Source organism: Enterobacter sp. RIT418, assembly GCF_003057745.1.
GTDB lineage: Bacteria > Pseudomonadota > Gammaproteobacteria > Enterobacterales > Enterobacteriaceae > Enterobacter.
In genome coordinates this window covers 60,668-78,057 of the sequence record NZ_QBJD02000021.1, presented here as the reverse complement: position 1 = coordinate 78,057, position 17,390 = coordinate 60,668, and the positions used below count along the sequence as shown (strand labels likewise).

Below are 17,390 nucleotides of genomic sequence, written 5' to 3'. Positions count from 1 at the left end.
GACCGGGTTGTTTGTGAAGTGATTCACATCTGCCGTGTCGATGGAGGCGCATTATAGGGAGCCGCCGAGGAATGACAAGCGGAAAAATGCATTTTTATTTTAACCGCTCACCTTTTCACCAAAAAGGCTATTTTTGGTTCTTTTTAATCTCTTTTGGCAGATCGGCCAGGCTATTAATCACCCAATCCGCAGCGCTTTCCTCTTCAGGCGTTACTGGCTTACCCGTACGCACTAATACTTTAGTGCCAACGCCAGCCGCTGTAGCCGCCTGCATATCTTCGAATTTGTCGCCCACCATATAGGAAGCATCCATATCAATGTGCAGGAACTCCTGCGCAGAGATGAACATCCCCGGATGCGGCTTACGGCAATCACAGGTCTGGCGATACTCTTCTACAGTTCCCTGCGGATGATGCGGGCAGTAGTAGATACCATCAAGATCAACACCGCGATCGGCCAGCGACCAGTCCATCCATTCTGTCAGCGTCTCGAACTGCGCCTCGGTGAATTTACCGCGCGCGATACCGGACTGGTTGGTCACGACGATCAGCGCATAGCCCATCTCTTTTAGCTGGCGCATTGCATCGATTACGCCGTCGATAAATTCAAATTCATCTATCTCATGCACATAGCCATGATCGACATTAATAGTGCCATCACGATCGAGAAAAATTGCGGGTACGGAATTTGCCACCGGTTTGCTCCTGAAAAAGGCATTTCCCGCTAGTATCTCATGAATTGGTAAGCAATAAAGTGCTCATCGTACACAGCTGGATTGATTTAGACGTCTGGATGCCTTAACATCCATTTTGTTTACGGTCATCACCCGTATCTGGCAGAAGAAAATGCCACGGCTAACTTACATACGATAAAAATAATCTAATGATTAAACTTTCCAATATCACCAAGGTGTTCCAGCAGGGAAACCGTACGATTCAGGCGCTAAACAACGTCAGCCTGCACGTTCCTGCTGGTCAAATTTATGGCGTCATTGGCGCATCGGGAGCGGGTAAAAGCACGCTCATCCGCTGTGTTAACCTGCTTGAGCGTCCAACCCAGGGCAGCGTTGAGGTGGGCGGCCAGGAACTTACCGCTCTTTCTGAAAAAGAATTAACAAAAGCACGTCGCCAGATTGGCATGATCTTCCAGCATTTTAACCTGCTGGCCTCTCGCACCGTTTTTGGTAACGTTGCGCTGCCGCTTGAACTGGACAATACGCCGAAAGATGAAGTGAAGCGCCGCGTAACCGAACTGCTCGACCTGGTCGGGCTGGGCGACAAGCATGATAGCTACCCGGCCAACCTCTCCGGCGGGCAAAAGCAGCGCGTAGCGATAGCCCGTGCGCTGGCAAGCAATCCAAAAGTGCTGCTGTGCGATGAAGCCACCAGCGCACTTGATCCGGCCACTACGCGCTCCATTCTTGAGCTGCTGAAAGATATTAACCGCCGTCTGGGCCTCACGATCCTCCTTATTACGCACGAGATGGACGTGGTGAAACGCATCTGCGACTGCGTGGCAGTGATCAGCAACGGTGAACTGATTGAGCAGGATACGGTAAGCGAAGTGTTCTCACATCCGAAGACGCCGCTGGCGCAGCAGTTCATTCAGTCCACGCTGCATCTGGATATTCCGGAAGATTATCTGGAGCGTTTAAAAACTCAAGCCACGGCAGACAGCGTTCCTATGCTGCGCATGGAGTTCACAGGCCAGTCGGTTGATGCCCCTCTGCTTTCCGAAACCGCGCGTCGTTTTAACGTCAATAACAACATTATCAGCGCGCAGATGGATTACGCCGGCGGCGTGAAGTTCGGCATCATGCTGACCGAAATGCACGGCGCGCAAGAAGAAACACAGGCGGCCATTGCCTGGCTGCAAGAACACCATGTAAAAGTAGAGGTACTGGGTTATGTCTGAGCCGATGATGTGGCTGCTGGTTCGCGGCGTTTGGGAAACGCTGGCAATGACCTTCGTATCGGGATTCTTTGGTTTCGTGATTGGCCTGCCTGTCGGCGTGCTGCTGTACGTCACGCGTCCTGGGCAAATTATTGAGAACGCGAAGCTGTATCGTACGCTTTCCGCGCTGGTGAATATCTTCCGCTCCATTCCGTTCATTATTCTGCTGGTATGGATGATTCCGTTCACGCGCGTGATCGTTGGTACGTCTATCGGCCTGCAGGCCGCCATTGTGCCGCTGACCGTGGGCGCAGCACCGTTTATCGCACGTATGGTTGAAAATGCGCTTCTGGAGATCCCAACGGGCCTGATTGAGGCGTCCCGCGCTATGGGAGCCACGCCGATGCAGATCGTGCGCAAAGTCCTGCTGCCTGAAGCCATGCCGGGCCTGGTGAACGCGGCCACCATCACGCTGATTACCCTCGTCGGTTATTCTGCGATGGGGGGGGCAGTTGGCGCCGGCGGCCTGGGCCAGATTGGCTATCAGTACGGTTATATTGGTTATAACGCTACCGTAATGAATACCGTTCTGGTATTGCTGGTCGTTCTGGTTTATTTAATCCAATTCTCTGGCGATCGTATCGTCCGGGCTGTTACGCATAAATAACGTTACACACAACACAAACTCGACGAGTTAAGGATAAGACATGACGTTTAAATTAAAGACCTTTGCTGCGGTAGGCGCGCTGATTGGTTCTCTGGCCCTCGTGGGTTGTGGCCAGGACGAGAAAGATCCAAATCACATTAAAGTCGGCGTGATCGTGGGTGCCGAGCAGCAGGTGGCTGAAGCGGCTCAGAAAGTAGCAAAAGAGAAATACGGTCTGGACGTCGAGCTGGTGACCTTCAACGATTACGTTCTGCCTAACGAAGCGCTGAGCAAGGGCGATATTGATGCCAATGCCTTCCAGCACAAACCTTACCTGGACCAGCAGATCAAAGATCGCGGCTACAAGCTGGTCGGTGTGGGCAACACGTTCGTTTACCCAATTGCGGGCTACTCGAAGAAAATTAAATCGCTGGACGAGCTGCAGCCGGGCTCTCAGGTTGCGGTACCTAACGATCCGACCAACCTTGGCCGCTCCCTGCTGCTGCTGCAAAAAGTGGGCCTGATTAAGCTGAAAGACGGCGTTGGCCTGCTGCCAACCGTTCTTGATGTGACCGAGAATCCGAAAAATCTGAAACTGGTTGAGCTGGAAGCGCCGCAGCTGCCGCGCTCCCTGGACGATGCGCAGATCGCACTGGCCGTTATCAACACCACCTACGCCAGCCAGATTGGCCTGACGCCAGCGAAAGACGGCATCTTCGTTGAAGACAAGGACTCCCCGTACGTCAACCTGATCGTGACGCGCGAAGACAACAAAGACGCGGAAAACGTGAAAAAATTTGTTCAGGCATACCAGTCTGAAGAAGTTTATCAGGAAGCCAACAAAGTGTTTAACGGCGGCGCTGTTAAAGGCTGGTAATCTTACCGCAGTGTAATATCATCAGGACGGGCTTATGCCCGTCCTTGTCATTTATGCGGGCAACTGATTCAATATCTGACGTTTTGATTATCCATTGAGGAACTATTATGCGTGCTTTACCGATCTGTCTATTAGCACTGATGCTGAGCGGCTGTACCATGCTAAGCAGATCTCCTGTTGAACCCGTTCAAAGCACTGCAACCCCGCCAAAAGCGGAGCCAGCAAAACCGAAAGCCTCGCGCCCCGCACCGGTGCGCATCATCACCAAAGCCGACGATCTTGTAGGCAAGCCTTTCCGCGAGCTGGGTGAAGTCAGCGGCGAATCCTGCCAGGCAACCAATCAGGACTCACCGCCGAATATCCCAACGGCGCGTAAGCGCATGCAGATTAACGCGTCGAAGATGAAAGCCAACGCGGTCCTGCTGCACAGCTGTGAAGTCACCAGCGGCACGCCAGGCTGCTACCGTCAGGCGGTTTGCATCGGCTCTGCGCTTAACATCACGGCGAAATGAGTGCATTTCAGTTTGAGCAAATTGGCGTCATCCGCTCACCCTATAAAGAGAAATTCGCCGTACCGCGCCAGCCGGGTCTGGTCAAAAACTGCGGTGGCGAGCTTCATCTGATTGCGCCTTATAATCAGAGCGATGCCGTACGCGGGCTTGAGGCGTTCAGCCATCTGTGGGTACTTTTTGTCTTTCATCAAACGATGGAAGGCGGCTGGCGCCCTACGGTACGCCCACCGCGTCTGGGTGGAAACGCCAGAATGGGCGTGTTTGCGACGCGCTCAACGTTTCGCCCAAATCCCATCGGCATGTCGCTGGTTGAACTGAAAGGCATACGCAGTGAGAAAGAGAAGGTCATCCTGGAGCTTGGCAGCCTCGACCTGGTCGACGGCACGCCGGTTGTCGACATTAAGCCATATCTACCTTTTGCGGAATCGCTGCCTAACGCCCGCGCCAGCTACGCACAGGATGCGCCGCGGGCAGATATGCCAGTCTATTTCACGCAGACGATTGCCGATCAGCTTACGCAGCTTGAAAAACGCTACCCGCACCTTCGTGACTTTATTGCGGAAGTATTGGCTCAGGACCCCCGTCCCGCCTACCGTAAAGAAGAGGATGCAGGTAAAACCTACGCCGTCTGGCTGCTGGATTTTAACGTTCGCTGGCGCGTGACCGAGGCAGGATTCGAAGTCTTTGCCCTCGAGCCCAGGTAATTTTATCCTTCTCTCTTTTGGCATCTTTGCCACACTGGTAAACTAAACCACTTTTTTTGTGTCAGGCTGGTGATTCAGCCTGTTCAAATCGTCGAAATGGAACCGTAACAACATGCGTACTAGCCAATATCTGCTCTCCACTCTGAAGGAGACACCTGCCGACGCCGAAGTGATCAGCCACCAGCTGATGCTGCGCGCCGGGATGATCCGCAAGCTGGCCTCCGGATTGTACACCTGGTTGCCGACCGGCGTGCGCGTCCTGAAAAAAGTCGAAAACATCGTGCGTGAAGAGATGAACAACGCCGGTGCAATCGAGGTGTTAATGCCCGTGGTTCAGCCCTCTGAACTGTGGCAGGAGAGTGGTCGCTGGGAGCAGTACGGTCCCGAACTGCTGCGTATCGCCGATCGCGGCGATCGTCCGTTTGTTCTCGGCCCAACGCATGAAGAGGTCATTACCGATCTGATCCGCAACGAGCTGAGCTCTTACAAGCAGCTGCCGCTGAACTTCTTCCAGATCCAGACCAAGTTCCGTGACGAAGTGCGTCCACGTTTTGGCGTGATGCGCTCCCGCGAATTCCTGATGAAAGATGCTTACTCTTTCCATACCTCTCAGGAATCTCTGCAGGAGACCTACGATAAAATGTATGAAGCTTACAGCAAAATCTTCTCCCGCATGGGTCTGGATTTCCGTGCTGTACAGGCTGATACCGGTTCAATCGGCGGTAGCGCATCCCACGAGTTCCAGGTTCTGGCGCAGAGCGGCGAAGACGATGTGATCTTCTCTGACTCCTCTGATTACGCCGCTAACATCGAGTTTGCAGAAGCCCTGGCACCAAAAGCGCCACGCGCCGCAGCAACCGAAGAGATGACTCTGGTTGATACGCCGAACGCCAAAACCATCGCCGAGCTGGTTGAGCAGTTCAATCTGCCGATTGAGAAAACGGTTAAAACGCTGCTGGTTAAATCGGCCGAAGGCAGCGCATACCCGCTGGTTGCCCTTCTAGTGCGTGGCGATCACGAGCTGAACGAAGTGAAAGCAGAAAAACTGCCACAGGTTGCCAGCCCGCTGACGTTTGCTACGGAAGCAGAAATCCGTGCCGTCGTGAACGCCGGTCCTGGCTCTCTGGGCCCGGTGAATATGCCAATTCCTGTGGTCGTTGACCGCACGGTTGCCGCGATGAGCGACTTCTCTGCTGGCGCTAACATCGACGGTAAACACTACTTCGGCATTAACTGGGACCGCGACGTCGCGACGCCAGAAGTGGCTGATATCCGTAACGTGGTTGCGGGCGATCCAAGCCCGGACGGCCAGGGTACGCTGATGATTAAACGCGGTATCGAAGTGGGCCATATCTTCCAGCTGGGCGATAAGTACTCCCGCGCCATGAATGCGGCGGTTCAGGGCGAAGATGGTCGTAACCAAGTGCTGACCATGGGTTGCTACGGTATCGGGGTCACGCGCGTGGTTGCTGCCGCTATTGAGCAGAACTTCGACGAGCGCGGTATCGTCTGGCCGGACAACATTGCGCCGTTCCAGGTAGCCATCCTGCCAATGAACATGCACAAGTCTTACCGCGTTCAGGAACTGGCAGAAAAGCTGTATAACGAGCTGCGCGCTCAGGGCGTTGACGTGCTGATGGACGATCGTAAAGAGCGCCCAGGCGTGATGTTCGCCGATATGGAACTGATCGGTATCCCACATACCATCGTTATCGGCGACCGTAACCTCGACAACGATGAGATTGAATACAAGTACCGTCGTAACGGCGAGAAGCAGATGATCAAGACCGGCGACATCCTTGATTACCTGATAAAAGCCATCAAAGGCTAAAAAAACAAAAACCCCGCTCAGGCGGGGTTTTTTATTGGCTCTCGAAGAAGCTATTTGCTGCTACAGTCTTTACCCGCGGCAAACTTCGCGTCTTTATCCACCACCAGCGTTTTCACCAGCTCCCCGCTGTCCGGGTTCGGTTCCACCGTAAAATGACCGTCCACCGTCAACAACACCGGCTTGCTGTCATTGCCTCGCGCAACGGCATAATCACGCTCAAGCTGGGCATTATTCGCTACGCTCACTTTCTTGCCGGTTGCACAGTCGGTAAAGATTGCCGCATCCGCCATGTAGAAATACATGCCGCGCATCGCCATCGGCGTAGCAGGCAGCGCCGCTTTTACCGGCGCGAGGGTGTAGTTAAACTGAGATTCAATCGGGTTGCCCTCGCGATCGAGCATCTCCATTCCTTCACCTTTAGCGCGGAAATAGGTTTTATCTCCGGTGGTATCGGTCAACACCAGCTTCTCAGCCGTGCGCGCCCAGGTTCCGTAAGAGGCAAAGGATGAAGGTTCTTTTGCCCCCTGATAGCGCTGGTTCATTACCCAAGAGCCATCCTTTTCGAGGAATAACGTGGTTTCGATACCTTCGCAATCCGCACACGGCAATACGCCGCGCCAGCTCTGCTGCATCGGTTTTAATTCTTCGGTGGGCGCAGGCTGTAATACCTGCGTTTCTGAACGATTGTTACACCCGAAAAGCGCAAAGAGCGTCGTCACGGCTAATGCTGAAAATAGTGCTTTTTTCACAATGAATCCCTTATGAAAAAGTGTGTTCCATTTCGTCACTCCATAGGGCGACGAACTTTACCGCGCAGCGCTTTTACCGTGGATTTTTGCGACTTTGACGACAACCGGCGCTCTTTCGAGGCGCGGGTTGGACGCGTAGCCCGACGAGTTTTCTGCACTGCGGTTAATTCTTTGATGAGGGCGACCAGCCTTGCCATCGCCGCCTCACGGTTTAATTCCTGGCTGCGGTACTCCTGTGCCTTAATCACAATCACACCGTCGCTGGTGATCAGATGATGGCTAGCGGCCAGCAGGCTCTCTTTATAATACTCTGGCAGGCTAGAGGCCCGAATGTCAAAGCGCAAATGGATAGCCGTTGATGCCTTATTGACGTGCTGCCCGCCCGCCCCCTGCGCGCGGATGGCGGTGATCTCAAGCTCGCTGTCAGGAATGCTGACATTACGGGACAAAACAATCATGGCGCGGGCTGCCACGCCGTGAAGTGAATTTCCAGATTATTCTGAGAATCAGAAAGCCAAATCGCACCGTCCTGAATCGTCGCCTGCAGGACCATCGTGCGGCCAGCAAACGCGCTCAGCTGCGCCAGCTGCTCATCGTCCAGATACCAGACGGCCAGGTTGGCAAACTGCCCGCACTTGCTTTTGTTCTGCTGCCACCAAATTTCAGCCGCACGCTGATTATATGCAAACAACGCCACTTCCGCGGACTGGGTGCACGCCTTTTTAATCCGACGCTCGTCCGGCAGGCCGAGCTCAATCCACAGATCGATACCCATGTGGTCATTACGCAGCCAGGCTTCCGGCTCGTCTTCCGCGCTGAGTCCGCGGGTGAATTGCAGGCGCTCGTTGGCATACTTAATCCACGCCAGCAGGCGCAGCATCATCCGCTCCTGGGTTTCTGAAGGATGACGTGCCAGGGTCAATGACGCATCAAGGAACTGATTGCGGTCAAGATCCGCCACGTTGACCACCGCTTTATAAATTGTCGCTTTCAGCGCCATGAGAAAACTCCTTTCGTATCAGGCGCACATTGTAGCGAAAACCGCGTCAAAAGGCTGTTACACATTGATGTTTAGCCCCCATCAAGGCGCTGATATTGCTTAAATGAGTATGGTATAGTCACCTTGCTAAACCGAGTTTATCTTCGTAGGCTTATGGATATCTCACAGTAAGTCAGTGCGCTGGCGGGAGGGGATGTGAATAATTATTGTGAGTTAATTCGCAAACGGTATGCGGAAATCGCCAGCGGCGATCTGGGCTATATTCCAGATGCTCTGGGCTGTGTATTGAAAGTGCTAAATGAAATGGCCTCGGATGAGAGCCTTTCTGAATCGGTCAGGGAAAAAGCAGCGTATGCTGCGGCGAATTTACTGGTGAGCGATTATGTCGATGAATGATACTTATCAACCCATCAATTGTGATGACTATGACAACCTCGAACTCGCCTGCCAGCATCATTTATTACTGACGCTGGAGCTTAAAGATGGCGAGGTGTTGAAGGCAAAGGCCAGCGACCTGGTTTCACGCAAAAATGTGGAATATCTGGTCGTAGAAGAAACGGGCGCAACGCGCGAACTGCGCCTTGATAGAATTGCCAGCTTTAGCCACCCGCAAATCGGCACCGTCGTGGTAAGCGAATCCTGATAATTTTCACGGGCAGCCTGGCTGCCCGCTACCTTTTCCACTGAAAGCAAACGCCCTCTTCCGCCCATCCTTCTTGCGTAACAAAAGCGCCCGCCGCCGCAATCAGCGTTTCGTTGTAAAACAGCAGCGGCGTGGTATCGCGCCGCCAGGGCGGCACGTTAAGCTCCTGCCAGATTTTTTTTAGCTTGCGCCCGCCGTTGCGCCCCACAATGTGCAGCATGCCGCCGGCCTTAAAGCGCACGGTAACCGCTTCATCGGCTCGAGGTAAACGGACGTTGCCGGAAGGGGCGAGGCAAACATGGCCCGCGCGGCCGGGCAGCACCAGCGCGTCGTTCGTATCGGCCCAGCTCAGTACGGTATCCGCCAGAGACGGCGTCGCGCCGATCCACCAGAGGCGGCCCTTATAGCGCCTCACTTCGTAGCCGCTAAGATGCACGCGTGGCTCAGCGTCCTCTCGCGCCTGCGCGACTTCATCCCAGATTCGAACGAGCATGGCGCGGGACGGCATTGGCGCATGATGAGAGGCCAGCCAGCGGCGCAGCAGCGCGGCGCGGCGAGCGGCGCTTACGTCCTCAAGCGGCGCAATGGCCAGCGCGCCGTCGGCAGACGTCAGCTTAGCCAACTCCTCCCCCAGCAGTTCATCCAGCAGGCCTTCCTGCTCGGCGCAGAGCGCGGCGCTTCTCGACGTCGCCTCGGCGAAATGCGCCCAGCGCGCGGTCAAAAGCGGCAAAATCTTAAGGCGAAGAAAGTTGCGATCGTAGCCGTCATCCTGATTGCTTTCGTCCTCAATCCAGCGAAGATCGTGCTCCTGCGCCCACGCTTCCAGCGACGCGCGCGTTTCGCCCAGCAGCGGTCGAATCAGATGCGCTCCCGCGAAGTCAGCGCGCGCAGGCATAGCCGAGAGTCCTGCCGGGCCGCTTCCCCGCTTGAGGGCAAGTAAAAAGGTTTCACACTGATCGTCCAGATGCTGGGCCGTCACCAGCGCTTCGCCAGCGCGCAGCGTGTCGGCAAAGGCGGCATACCGGGCTTTGCGCGCCTGTGCCTCAACGCCCAGCCCCTCTTCCCGCAGCGTTACGCGCGTAATCACGAGCGGGATCTTCCACCCGGCACAGAGCGCTTCGCAGTGTGCCGCCCACGCGTCGGCATGAGGGCTCAGTCCGTGATGGATGTGAATTGCCCGGAGCTGCACGTCAGGATTGGCATCGCGCCAGAGCTTTAGCCGATGGAGTAAAACGGTCGAATCCAGCCCGCCGCTAAACCCCACCAGCAGCTGGCGGTAAGGTGAAACGGCTTGTGCGATAGCGGGTAAGGTCATAGAAAATTACACATAAAAAATGCCCGTACTGAGCGGGCATTATCACACAGGATGAACATTACTGCTGGTAAAGCTCCAGCGGCAGACCATCGGGATCGTTGAAAAAGGTAAAACGCTTATCCGTGAACGGGTCGATGCGAATCGCTTCACAGGTCACGCCGTGGTCTTCCAGATGTGCAACCGCGCGATCGATATCTTCAACGCTGAAAGCCAGATGACGCAGGCCGCAGGCTTCCGGCCGGGAAGGTCGCGCGGGCGGAAAAGGGAATGAAAACAGCTCAATCACGTATTGCCCGTTTAGCGCGAGGTCACCTTTCCAGGAGTCGCGCTCTTCCCGGTAGGCTTCGCCGAGCAGCGTGAAGCCAAGAATATCGCAGTAGAACGCCTTACTTTTTGCGTAGTCGTTGGCAATAATCGCAATATGATGAACCTGTTTTAAACCGAGCATAGGGTCTCCTTTTTATGATGCCCTGAACGTTACAACCGACTGCGCGCCCGGGGCAAGCGACCGGGCCTATTTTAGGACTCGTACCCAGTAACCGCCCTGCTCATCGCGCTTAGCCCCGTGAATATCCGTCTCGAAGCCCGGATAATGGCGACCTATCGAGCAGAGCATCAGCAGAAAATCGAGCACCGCGCGGCTCTCTTCGGTAATCACCTCCCCCGGCATCAGCAGCGGCACGCCCGGCGGATAGGGCAGGATCATGTTGGCCGATACGCGCCCAACGAGATTTTCCAGCTCAACGGTTTCCACTTCCCCTTTCACCTGCTGCTGCCAGGCCCTGTGCGGGGTAAGCTTCATTTCAGGCAGAACGTCAAACGCCTGCAGCATCAGGCGCGGCAGATCGTGCTGGCGGATCAGCCTGTGGATCCCCTGAGCCAGATCCTGAATACGCATGTTGCGGTAGAAGTCGGGATCTTCCGCATAGAGATCCGGCAGCATGTTCCTCACCCGCAGATTGAGATCGTAGGCGCGCTTGAACTCCATCAGGCCGCGCAGCAGACCCATCGCGCGGGTCTTATCGATTCCGATGCTGAACAGGAACAGCAGGTTGTAAGGCCCTGTTTTCTCAACCACTACGCCGCGCTCATCGAGAAATTTCGCCACCAGCGCGGCCGGAATGCCCTCATCGCTCATTGCGCCCAGCTCGTCCATGCCGGGCGTCAGGATCGTCACTTTTACCGGATCGAGGAACATGTGGTCCGCATCAGCATCGCGGAAACCGTGCCAGCTTTCGCCCGGCGAGACGGGCCAGCACGCCGCCTCGTCGATCTCTTCCGGCTGCCAGATATCAAAGAACCAGCCGTCGGCCTCGTCTTTCAGCCGCTGTACTTCTTTGCGAAAATGCAGCGCGCGTTCCACCGAGCGATTAATCAAACGCTTGCCCGGATTTCCACGCAGCATCGCCGCCGCCGTTTCAATCGACGCCACCAGCGGATAGCTCGGCGAGGTGGTGGTGTGCATCATAAAGGCTTCATTAAAGGTGTCTTCGTCGTATTCACCTTTAATGTGGATCAGCGAGGCCTGGGAAAACGCCGCCAGCATCTTGTGCGTCGACTGGGTTTCGAAGAAGACTTTGCCCGGCACGCGCTCACCGCTCATGCCGCTTTTCCCTTCGTAAATCGGATGGAAATTGGTATACGGCACCCACGCGGAATCAAAGTGAATCGACGGCACGTCCAGCGTCTGCTTGATCCAGTTGGTGTTATAGAGCAGCCCGTCGTAGGTTGAGTTGGTGATCACCGCGTGGATCGGCCAGCTTGCGCCTGGAGTTACCGCAACCTTGGTCTCAATAGACGCAGGCGTAAACTCACGGCGCGGAATACCGCCGAGAATGCCGAGGGCGTTGCGGGTAGGCGACAGCCACAGCGGCACCACGTCGCTCATCATCAGCAGGTGCGCCAGCGACTTGTGGCAGTTGCGGTCGATCAGCAACGTACTGCCGGCGGGCGCGGCGTACATGCCGACGATCTTGTTCGAGGTCGAGGTGCCGTTGGTCACCATATAGCTCTGCTCGGCGCCAAAGGTACGGGCGATGTACTCCTCGGCTTCCAGATGCGGGCCGGTGTGGTCAAGCAGCGAGCCAAGCTCGGTAACCGAAATCGACACGTCGGCCTTAAGCGTGTTTCCGCCGAAGAAATCATAGAACAGGCAGCCCACCGGGCTTTTCTGATAGGCCGTGCCCGCCATGTGCCCCGGGGTGCAGAAGGTGTACTTTCCCTCCTTCACGTAGGTAAACAGCGCGCGGGTAAACGGCGGCGTGATGTTATCGAGGTACTCACGGGTATATTGCTGGATGCGGGTCGCAATATCTTCTGCAACGCCGAGAGAGTACTCAAAGAACCACAGCGCCATGCGCATATCCTGGGCGCTGACGTCCATCGTGGAGTGGGTATTGATAAACGCGTACAGCGGCAGATATTCGTTCAGCTTATTAATTTCGCTGCACAGCTCCAGATCGTATTCGTCCCAGTCAAAAATCACGCCGCAGATGCGCGGGTTGTGTTCGATAAACTTAAGCAGGTCGGCGCTGTTGTGCGGCCAGATAAGCTGATACCCCAGAGACTGCAGCTCTTTCTCCAGCTCCTTGATGGGTTCGTCTTTATAAAAGACCCCGTGTGGCCCCATGATGGCAATGATGTTCATGGTTTACCTCCTTGAAATACATCAGCTAAGCATAGCCAGGCTAAACCGCAGGTAAAAAAAAAGCCGCAACGGTGTGCGGCTTTTCAGATAAATGTGAAGCTTATGCGTAACCGTAGGTCATCAGACGCTGATAGCGACGGTTCAGCAGATCTTCTTTGCTCAGCACGTCCAGATCGGCGAGATCGGCCAGCAACTGCGCCTTCAGAGAGGCGGCCATGACTTCCGGCTTACGATGCGCTCCGCCCAGAGGTTCCGGGATCACGCTGTCGATCAGCTTCAGCTCTTTCAGGCGTGGGGCAATGATGCCCATCGCTTCGGCAGCCAGCGGCGCTTTGTCGGCGCTTTTCCACAGAATGGACGCGCAGCCTTCCGGAGAGATAACGGAATAGGTGCTGTACTGCAGCATATTCACTTTATCACCCACGCCAATCGCCAGCGCGCCGCCGGAGCCACCCTCACCGATAACGGTACAGATGACCGGTACTTTCAGACGAGACATTTCACGCAGGTTGCGCGCGATGGCTTCGGACTGACCGCGCTCTTCCGCGCCCACGCCAGGGTAAGCACCCGGGGTGTCGATGAAGGTGATGATCGGCATGTTGAAACGCTCGGCCATCTCCATCAGGCGCAGGGCTTTACGATAGCCCTCCGGTGCCGGCATACCAAAGTTACGACGGATCTTCTCTTTGGTTTCACGACCTTTCTGATGACCAATGATCATCACCGGGCGACCATCCAGGCGTGCGATACCGCCGACGATGGCTTTATCGTCAGCATAAGCGCGATCGCCTGCCAGCTCGTCAAATTCATCAAACGCCAGGCGGACATAATCCAGGGTGTACGGGCGCTGTGGATGACGCGCCAGCTGGGCAATCTGCCATGCGCCGAGATCGGCAAAGATTTTGCGCGTCAGTTCTACGCTTTTTTCGCGCAGACGATGCACTTCTTCGTCGATGTTAATATCCAGTTTTTCATCCTGACGGCTCACTGCTGTCAGAGAATCGATTTTCGCTTCCAGCTCTGCAATCGGCTGTTCGAAATCAAGGAAATTCAGACTCATAGTATTCCTGTATTAGTCAAACTCCAGTTCCACCTGCTCCGAACCAATGAGGCCACGGAGATCGTTTAGTAAACGATCGCTCGGAGAGACACGCCACGTTGCACCAAAGCGCAACCGCGCGCGCGCATCCGCCCTCTGATAGTAGAGATGTACTGGAATGGTCCCCGAGCGATGGGGTTCCAGAGACTGACGGAGTCGGTTTAAAAGCTGGTCATCAATTTGCCTGTCCGTCAGCGAGATAGCAAGCCCGCGTGCATATTTTTCACGGGCTTCGTCAATGTCCATCACTTCGCGGGCGGTCATTTTAAGCCCCCCGCTGAAGTCATCAAAGCTGACCTGTCCGCTGACGATAAGTATGCGGTCTTTTTCCAGCAATTGCTGGTATTTATCCAGCGCGTCGGTGAACAACATCACCTCCAGACGTCCGGAACGGTCATCCAGCGTACAGATGCCGATACGATTGCCGCGCTTGGTGACCATTACCCTTGCAGCAATCACGAGCCCCGCCGCCGTGGTGATTTTACCACGATCCGTCGGATGCATGTCTTTCAGCCTGTTGCCTCCGACATAGCGCTCAATTTCTTTAATATACTGGTTGATCGGGTGTCCCGTCAGGTATAGCCCTAACGTTTCACGCTCGCCGTCCAGCACCACCTGTTCCGGCCATGGCTGGCAGTTAGCGTAAGACTGCTCGATCTGCTCCGGCTCTTCCGCCAGCACGCCGAACATATCAGCCTGACCAATCGCTTCCGCTTTCGCGTGCTGATCGGCGGCTTTCAGCGCATCGCCAAGCGAATTCATCAGCGCAGCGCGGTGCGGCCCGAGCCTGTCGAACGCACCGGACATGATCAGCTTTTCCAGCACGCGGCGGTTCAGCTTTTTGGTATCGGTACGCGCACAAAGGTCGAACAGCTCGCGGAAGTAACCGCCATTGTTACGCGCTTCAATGATCGCCTCGATCGGGCCTTCACCGACGCCTTTGATCGCGCCGATCCCGTAAACAATTTCACCGTGATCGTTGACGTGGAAATGGTACAGGCCCGAGTTGATGTCCGGCGGGAGGATCTTCAGCCCCATGCGCCAGCACTCGTCCACCAGGCCCACCACCTTCTCGGTGTTGTCCATATCGGCGGTCATCACCGCCGCCATAAATTCAGCCGGATAGTGCGCCTTCAGCCACAGCGTCTGGTAGGAGACCAGCGCATAGGCGGCGGAGTGGGATTTGTTAAATCCGTACCCGGCGAATTTCTCTACCAGGTCAAAGATTTTGATCGCCAGTTCGCCATCAATGCCGTTTTTTCTCGCGCCTTCTTCGAAGGTGCCGCGCTGCTTGGCCATCTCTTCCGGCTTTTTCTTACCCATCGCGCGACGCAGCATGTCCGCGCCGCCGAGGGTGTAGCCAGAGAGCACCTGGGCGATCTGCATAACCTGTTCCTGATACAGGATGATGCCATAGGTTGGCTCCAGCACGGGCTTCAGGCACTCGTGCTGCCACTGAACGTCCGGATAGGAAATCTCTTCACGCCCGTGCTTACGGTCGATAAAGTTATCAACCATCCCGGACTGCAGCGGGCCCGGACGGAACAGGGCCACCAGCGCGATCATATCTTCGAAGCAGTCGGGCTGCAGGCGTTTAATCAGATCTTTCATGCCGCGGGATTCAAGCTGGAAGACCGCGGTGGTCTCCGAGCGCTGCAGCATGTCGAAGCTTTTCTTGTCATCCAGCGGGATGGCCGCGATATCCAGCGGCGGCTCGCCGTTCTTCTCGCGACGGGCGTTGATCATCTCCAGCGCCCAGTTAATGATGGTGAGCGTGCGCAGGCCTAAGAAGTCGAACTTCACCAGCCCGGCGTATTCTACGTCGTTCTTATCAAACTGGGTGACCGGGTGCTGCCCGGCTTCATCGCAGTAGAGCGGCGCAAAATCGGTGATTTTGGTCGGGGCGATAACCACGCCACCCGCGTGCTTACCGGCGTTTCGCGTCACGCCTTCCAGCTTGCGCGCCATGTCGATCAGCGCCCTGACCTCTTCGTCAGCCTCGTAGATTTCCGGCAGCTGCGGTTCGGCCTCAAAGGCTTTCGCCAGCGTCATACCCGGATCGGGCGGAACCAGCTTAGAGATACGATCGACGAAGCCGTACGGGTGACCGAGTACACGGCCCACGTCGCGGATAACCGCCTTCGCCGCCATGGTACCGAAGGTGATAATCTGCGATACCGCATCGCGGCCGTACATGTCCGCTACGTGCTCGATGACCTGGTCGCGTTTCTCCATGCAGAAGTCGACGTCGAAGTCGGGCATCGAGACGCGTTCCGGGTTAAGGAAACGTTCGAACAGCAGGTCAAATTCCAGCGGGTCGAGGTCGGTAATTTTCAGGGCGTAAGCCACAAGCGAGCCGGCGCCCGAACCACGGCCCGGACCTACCGGTACGCCGTTATCCTTCGACCACTGGATAAACTCCATAACGATCAGGAAGTAACCCGGGAAGCCCATCTGGTTGATAACCTGGAGTTCAATGTCCAGACGCTCATCGTAAGGTGGGCGCTTCTCTTTACGCACCGCTTCATCCGGGAACAAAAATGCCAGGCGCTCTTCCAGGCCCTCTTTCGATTTGGCCACCAGGAAGTCTTCCGTGGTCATATCGCCGGTGGGGAACTGAGGCAGGAAATACTCGCCGAGGCGCACGGTGACGTTGCAGCGCTTGGCAATTTCTACGCTGTTTTCAAGCGCTTCCGGAATATCGGAGAAGAGCTCGCACATCTCCTCTTCGGTGCGCATGTACTGCTGCGGAGAGTAGTTACGCGGACGCTTTGGATCGTCGAGGGTGAAGCCGTCGTGGATCGCCACGCGAATTTCGTGCGCGTCAAAGTCCCCGGACTCAAGGAAGCGCACGTCGTTGGTCGCCACAACGGGCAGCCCGCGCGCTTCAGCCAGGGCGACCGCCGCGTGCAGATAGCTCTCCTCGTCCGCACGCCCGGTGCGGATCAGCTCCAGATAAAAACGATCCGGGAAATGTTCTTCGTAGAACGACACGCACTGGTCCACCAGCGCGCTGTTGCCGCGCAGCAGACACCTACCGACATCGCCCATGCGTCCACCGGAGATCAGCAGCAGCCCTTCATTTAGCTCTGCCAGCCAGTCGCGGTCGATCCACGGACCCTGCGCGCCGTAGCCGCGCTGATAGGCCTTTGAAATAAGCAGCGTGAGATTTTGATAACCCGTGTTGTTCATTGCCAGCACGGATATCTGCGTCATTTCATCGCCGAGCAGCTCGCTCTGAACGTGAAAATCAGCGCCGACGATAGGTTTCATCCCCGCGCCGTGCGCCGTCCCGTAGAACTTCACCAGACCACACAGGTTGGTGAAATCGGTGATCGCCAGCGCGGGCATGCCGAGCGCGGCCGCCTTTTTCACAAGCGGTCCGGTTTTCGCCAGCCCATCAATCATGGAGTAGTCGCTATGCACCCGCAGGTGTACGAAACGTGGTTCAGCCATCTTCAGATTCCGCGTTAC

The 17,390-nt window shown here is 55.8% G+C and carries 17 protein-coding genes; 8 read left to right on the top strand and 9 right to left on the bottom strand.

Features of this window, described 5'->3' with window-relative positions; all coding sequences use genetic code 11:
• Positions 1-127: 127 nt before the first annotated feature.
• Positions 128-694 carry a D-glycero-beta-D-manno-heptose 1,7-bisphosphate 7-phosphatase gene (gmhB, locus tag DBY73_RS20045; RefSeq protein WP_112012894.1) on the bottom strand — a complete coding sequence of 189 codons (567 nt, stop codon included), beginning with the start codon at positions 692-694 and terminating at the stop codon, positions 128-130.
• 188 nt (positions 695-882) lie between these two features.
• Between gmhB and metN the strand changes: the two genes are divergently transcribed.
• From metN to proS, 6 genes are all read left to right on the top strand, one after another.
• Positions 883-1,914 carry a methionine ABC transporter ATP-binding protein MetN gene (gene metN, locus DBY73_RS20040; protein WP_112012892.1) on the top strand — a complete coding sequence of 344 codons (1,032 nt, stop codon included), beginning with the start codon at positions 883-885 and terminating at the stop codon, positions 1,912-1,914.
• Entirely contained in the window at positions 1,907-2,560 is a 654-nt protein-coding gene (locus DBY73_RS20035) for a methionine ABC transporter permease MetI (RefSeq protein WP_112012890.1), read from the top strand. The genes metN and DBY73_RS20035 overlap by 8 nt, the downstream gene beginning before the upstream one ends.
• A gap of 40 nt (positions 2,561-2,600) precedes the next feature.
• Entirely contained in the window at positions 2,601-3,416 is an 816-nt protein-coding gene (gene metQ / locus DBY73_RS20030; protein WP_112012888.1) for a methionine ABC transporter substrate-binding lipoprotein MetQ, read from the top strand.
• A 107-nt stretch (positions 3,417-3,523) separates the two neighbouring features.
• Positions 3,524-3,928, top strand: a complete 405-nt coding sequence (gene rcsF / locus DBY73_RS20025) for an Rcs stress response system protein RcsF (RefSeq protein ID WP_112012886.1) — start codon at positions 3,524-3,526, stop codon at positions 3,926-3,928.
• Entirely contained in the window at positions 3,925-4,632 is a 708-nt protein-coding gene (tsaA, locus tag DBY73_RS20020; protein WP_112012885.1) for a tRNA (N6-threonylcarbamoyladenosine(37)-N6)-methyltransferase TrmO, read from the top strand. The genes rcsF and tsaA overlap by 4 nt, the downstream gene beginning before the upstream one ends.
• Before the next feature lie 112 nt (positions 4,633-4,744).
• Complete coding sequence (proS, locus tag DBY73_RS20015; protein WP_112012883.1) at positions 4,745-6,463, top strand: proline--tRNA ligase; 1,719 nt, start codon at positions 4,745-4,747, stop codon at positions 6,461-6,463.
• A gap of 50 nt (positions 6,464-6,513) precedes the next feature.
• Here proS and nlpE read toward each other — a convergent pair whose 3' ends face one another.
• From nlpE to DBY73_RS20000, 3 genes are read right to left on the bottom strand one after another with little or no spacing between them, the layout of a single operon-like run.
• A complete protein-coding gene (gene nlpE, locus DBY73_RS20010; RefSeq protein WP_112012881.1) occupies positions 6,514-7,212 on the bottom strand; it encodes an envelope stress response activation lipoprotein NlpE in 699 nt (232 codons plus the stop codon).
• A 35-nt stretch (positions 7,213-7,247) separates the two neighbouring features.
• Positions 7,248-7,670, bottom strand: a complete 423-nt coding sequence (gene arfB / locus DBY73_RS20005; protein ID WP_112012880.1) for an alternative ribosome rescue aminoacyl-tRNA hydrolase ArfB — start codon at positions 7,668-7,670, stop codon at positions 7,248-7,250.
• Entirely contained in the window at positions 7,667-8,212 is a 546-nt protein-coding gene (locus tag DBY73_RS20000) for a YaeQ family protein (RefSeq protein ID WP_112012878.1), read from the bottom strand. The genes arfB and DBY73_RS20000 overlap by 4 nt, the downstream gene beginning before the upstream one ends.
• A gap of 195 nt (positions 8,213-8,407) precedes the next feature.
• On the opposite strand from DBY73_RS20000, the gene DBY73_RS19995 reads away from it, so the two are divergent.
• Together DBY73_RS19995 and rof are read left to right on the top strand one after the other, a co-directional pair.
• Positions 8,408-8,608 (top strand): YaeP family protein, encoded by a 201-nt coding sequence (locus DBY73_RS19995; RefSeq protein ID WP_112012876.1) that lies wholly within the window; start codon positions 8,408-8,410, stop codon positions 8,606-8,608.
• On the top strand, positions 8,595-8,855 hold the full coding sequence (rof, locus tag DBY73_RS19990) for a Rho-binding antiterminator (protein ID WP_112012875.1): 261 nt from the start codon (positions 8,595-8,597) through the stop codon (positions 8,853-8,855). Before DBY73_RS19995 ends, rof begins: the two co-directional genes overlap by 14 nt.
• 28 nt (positions 8,856-8,883) lie before the next feature.
• On the opposite strand, the gene tilS is transcribed toward rof, so the two are convergent.
• The 5 genes from tilS to dnaE all read right to left on the bottom strand — a co-directional run bounded on the left by tilS (position 8,884) and on the right by dnaE (position 17,372).
• The gene (gene tilS, locus DBY73_RS19985) at positions 8,884-10,170 is read right to left on the bottom strand and encodes a tRNA lysidine(34) synthetase TilS (RefSeq protein ID WP_112012873.1); all 1,287 of its coding nucleotides are present in this window, start codon (positions 10,168-10,170) and stop codon (positions 8,884-8,886) included.
• A gap of 58 nt (positions 10,171-10,228) precedes the next feature.
• Complete coding sequence (locus DBY73_RS19980) at positions 10,229-10,618, bottom strand: VOC family protein (RefSeq protein ID WP_112012872.1); 390 nt, start codon at positions 10,616-10,618, stop codon at positions 10,229-10,231.
• Between the two features lie 66 nt (positions 10,619-10,684).
• Complete coding sequence (locus tag DBY73_RS19975; RefSeq protein WP_112012870.1) at positions 10,685-12,817, bottom strand: lysine decarboxylase LdcC; 2,133 nt, start codon at positions 12,815-12,817, stop codon at positions 10,685-10,687.
• Positions 12,818-12,917: 100 nt separating this feature from the next.
• Positions 12,918-13,877 (bottom strand): acetyl-CoA carboxylase carboxyl transferase subunit alpha, encoded by a 960-nt coding sequence (gene accA / locus DBY73_RS19970; RefSeq protein ID WP_112012869.1) that lies wholly within the window; start codon positions 13,875-13,877, stop codon positions 12,918-12,920.
• A 12-nt stretch (positions 13,878-13,889) separates the two neighbouring features.
• Complete coding sequence (dnaE, locus tag DBY73_RS19965) at positions 13,890-17,372, bottom strand: DNA polymerase III subunit alpha (protein WP_112012867.1); 3,483 nt, start codon at positions 17,370-17,372, stop codon at positions 13,890-13,892.
• Between the last annotated feature and the right edge of the window lie 18 nt (positions 17,373-17,390).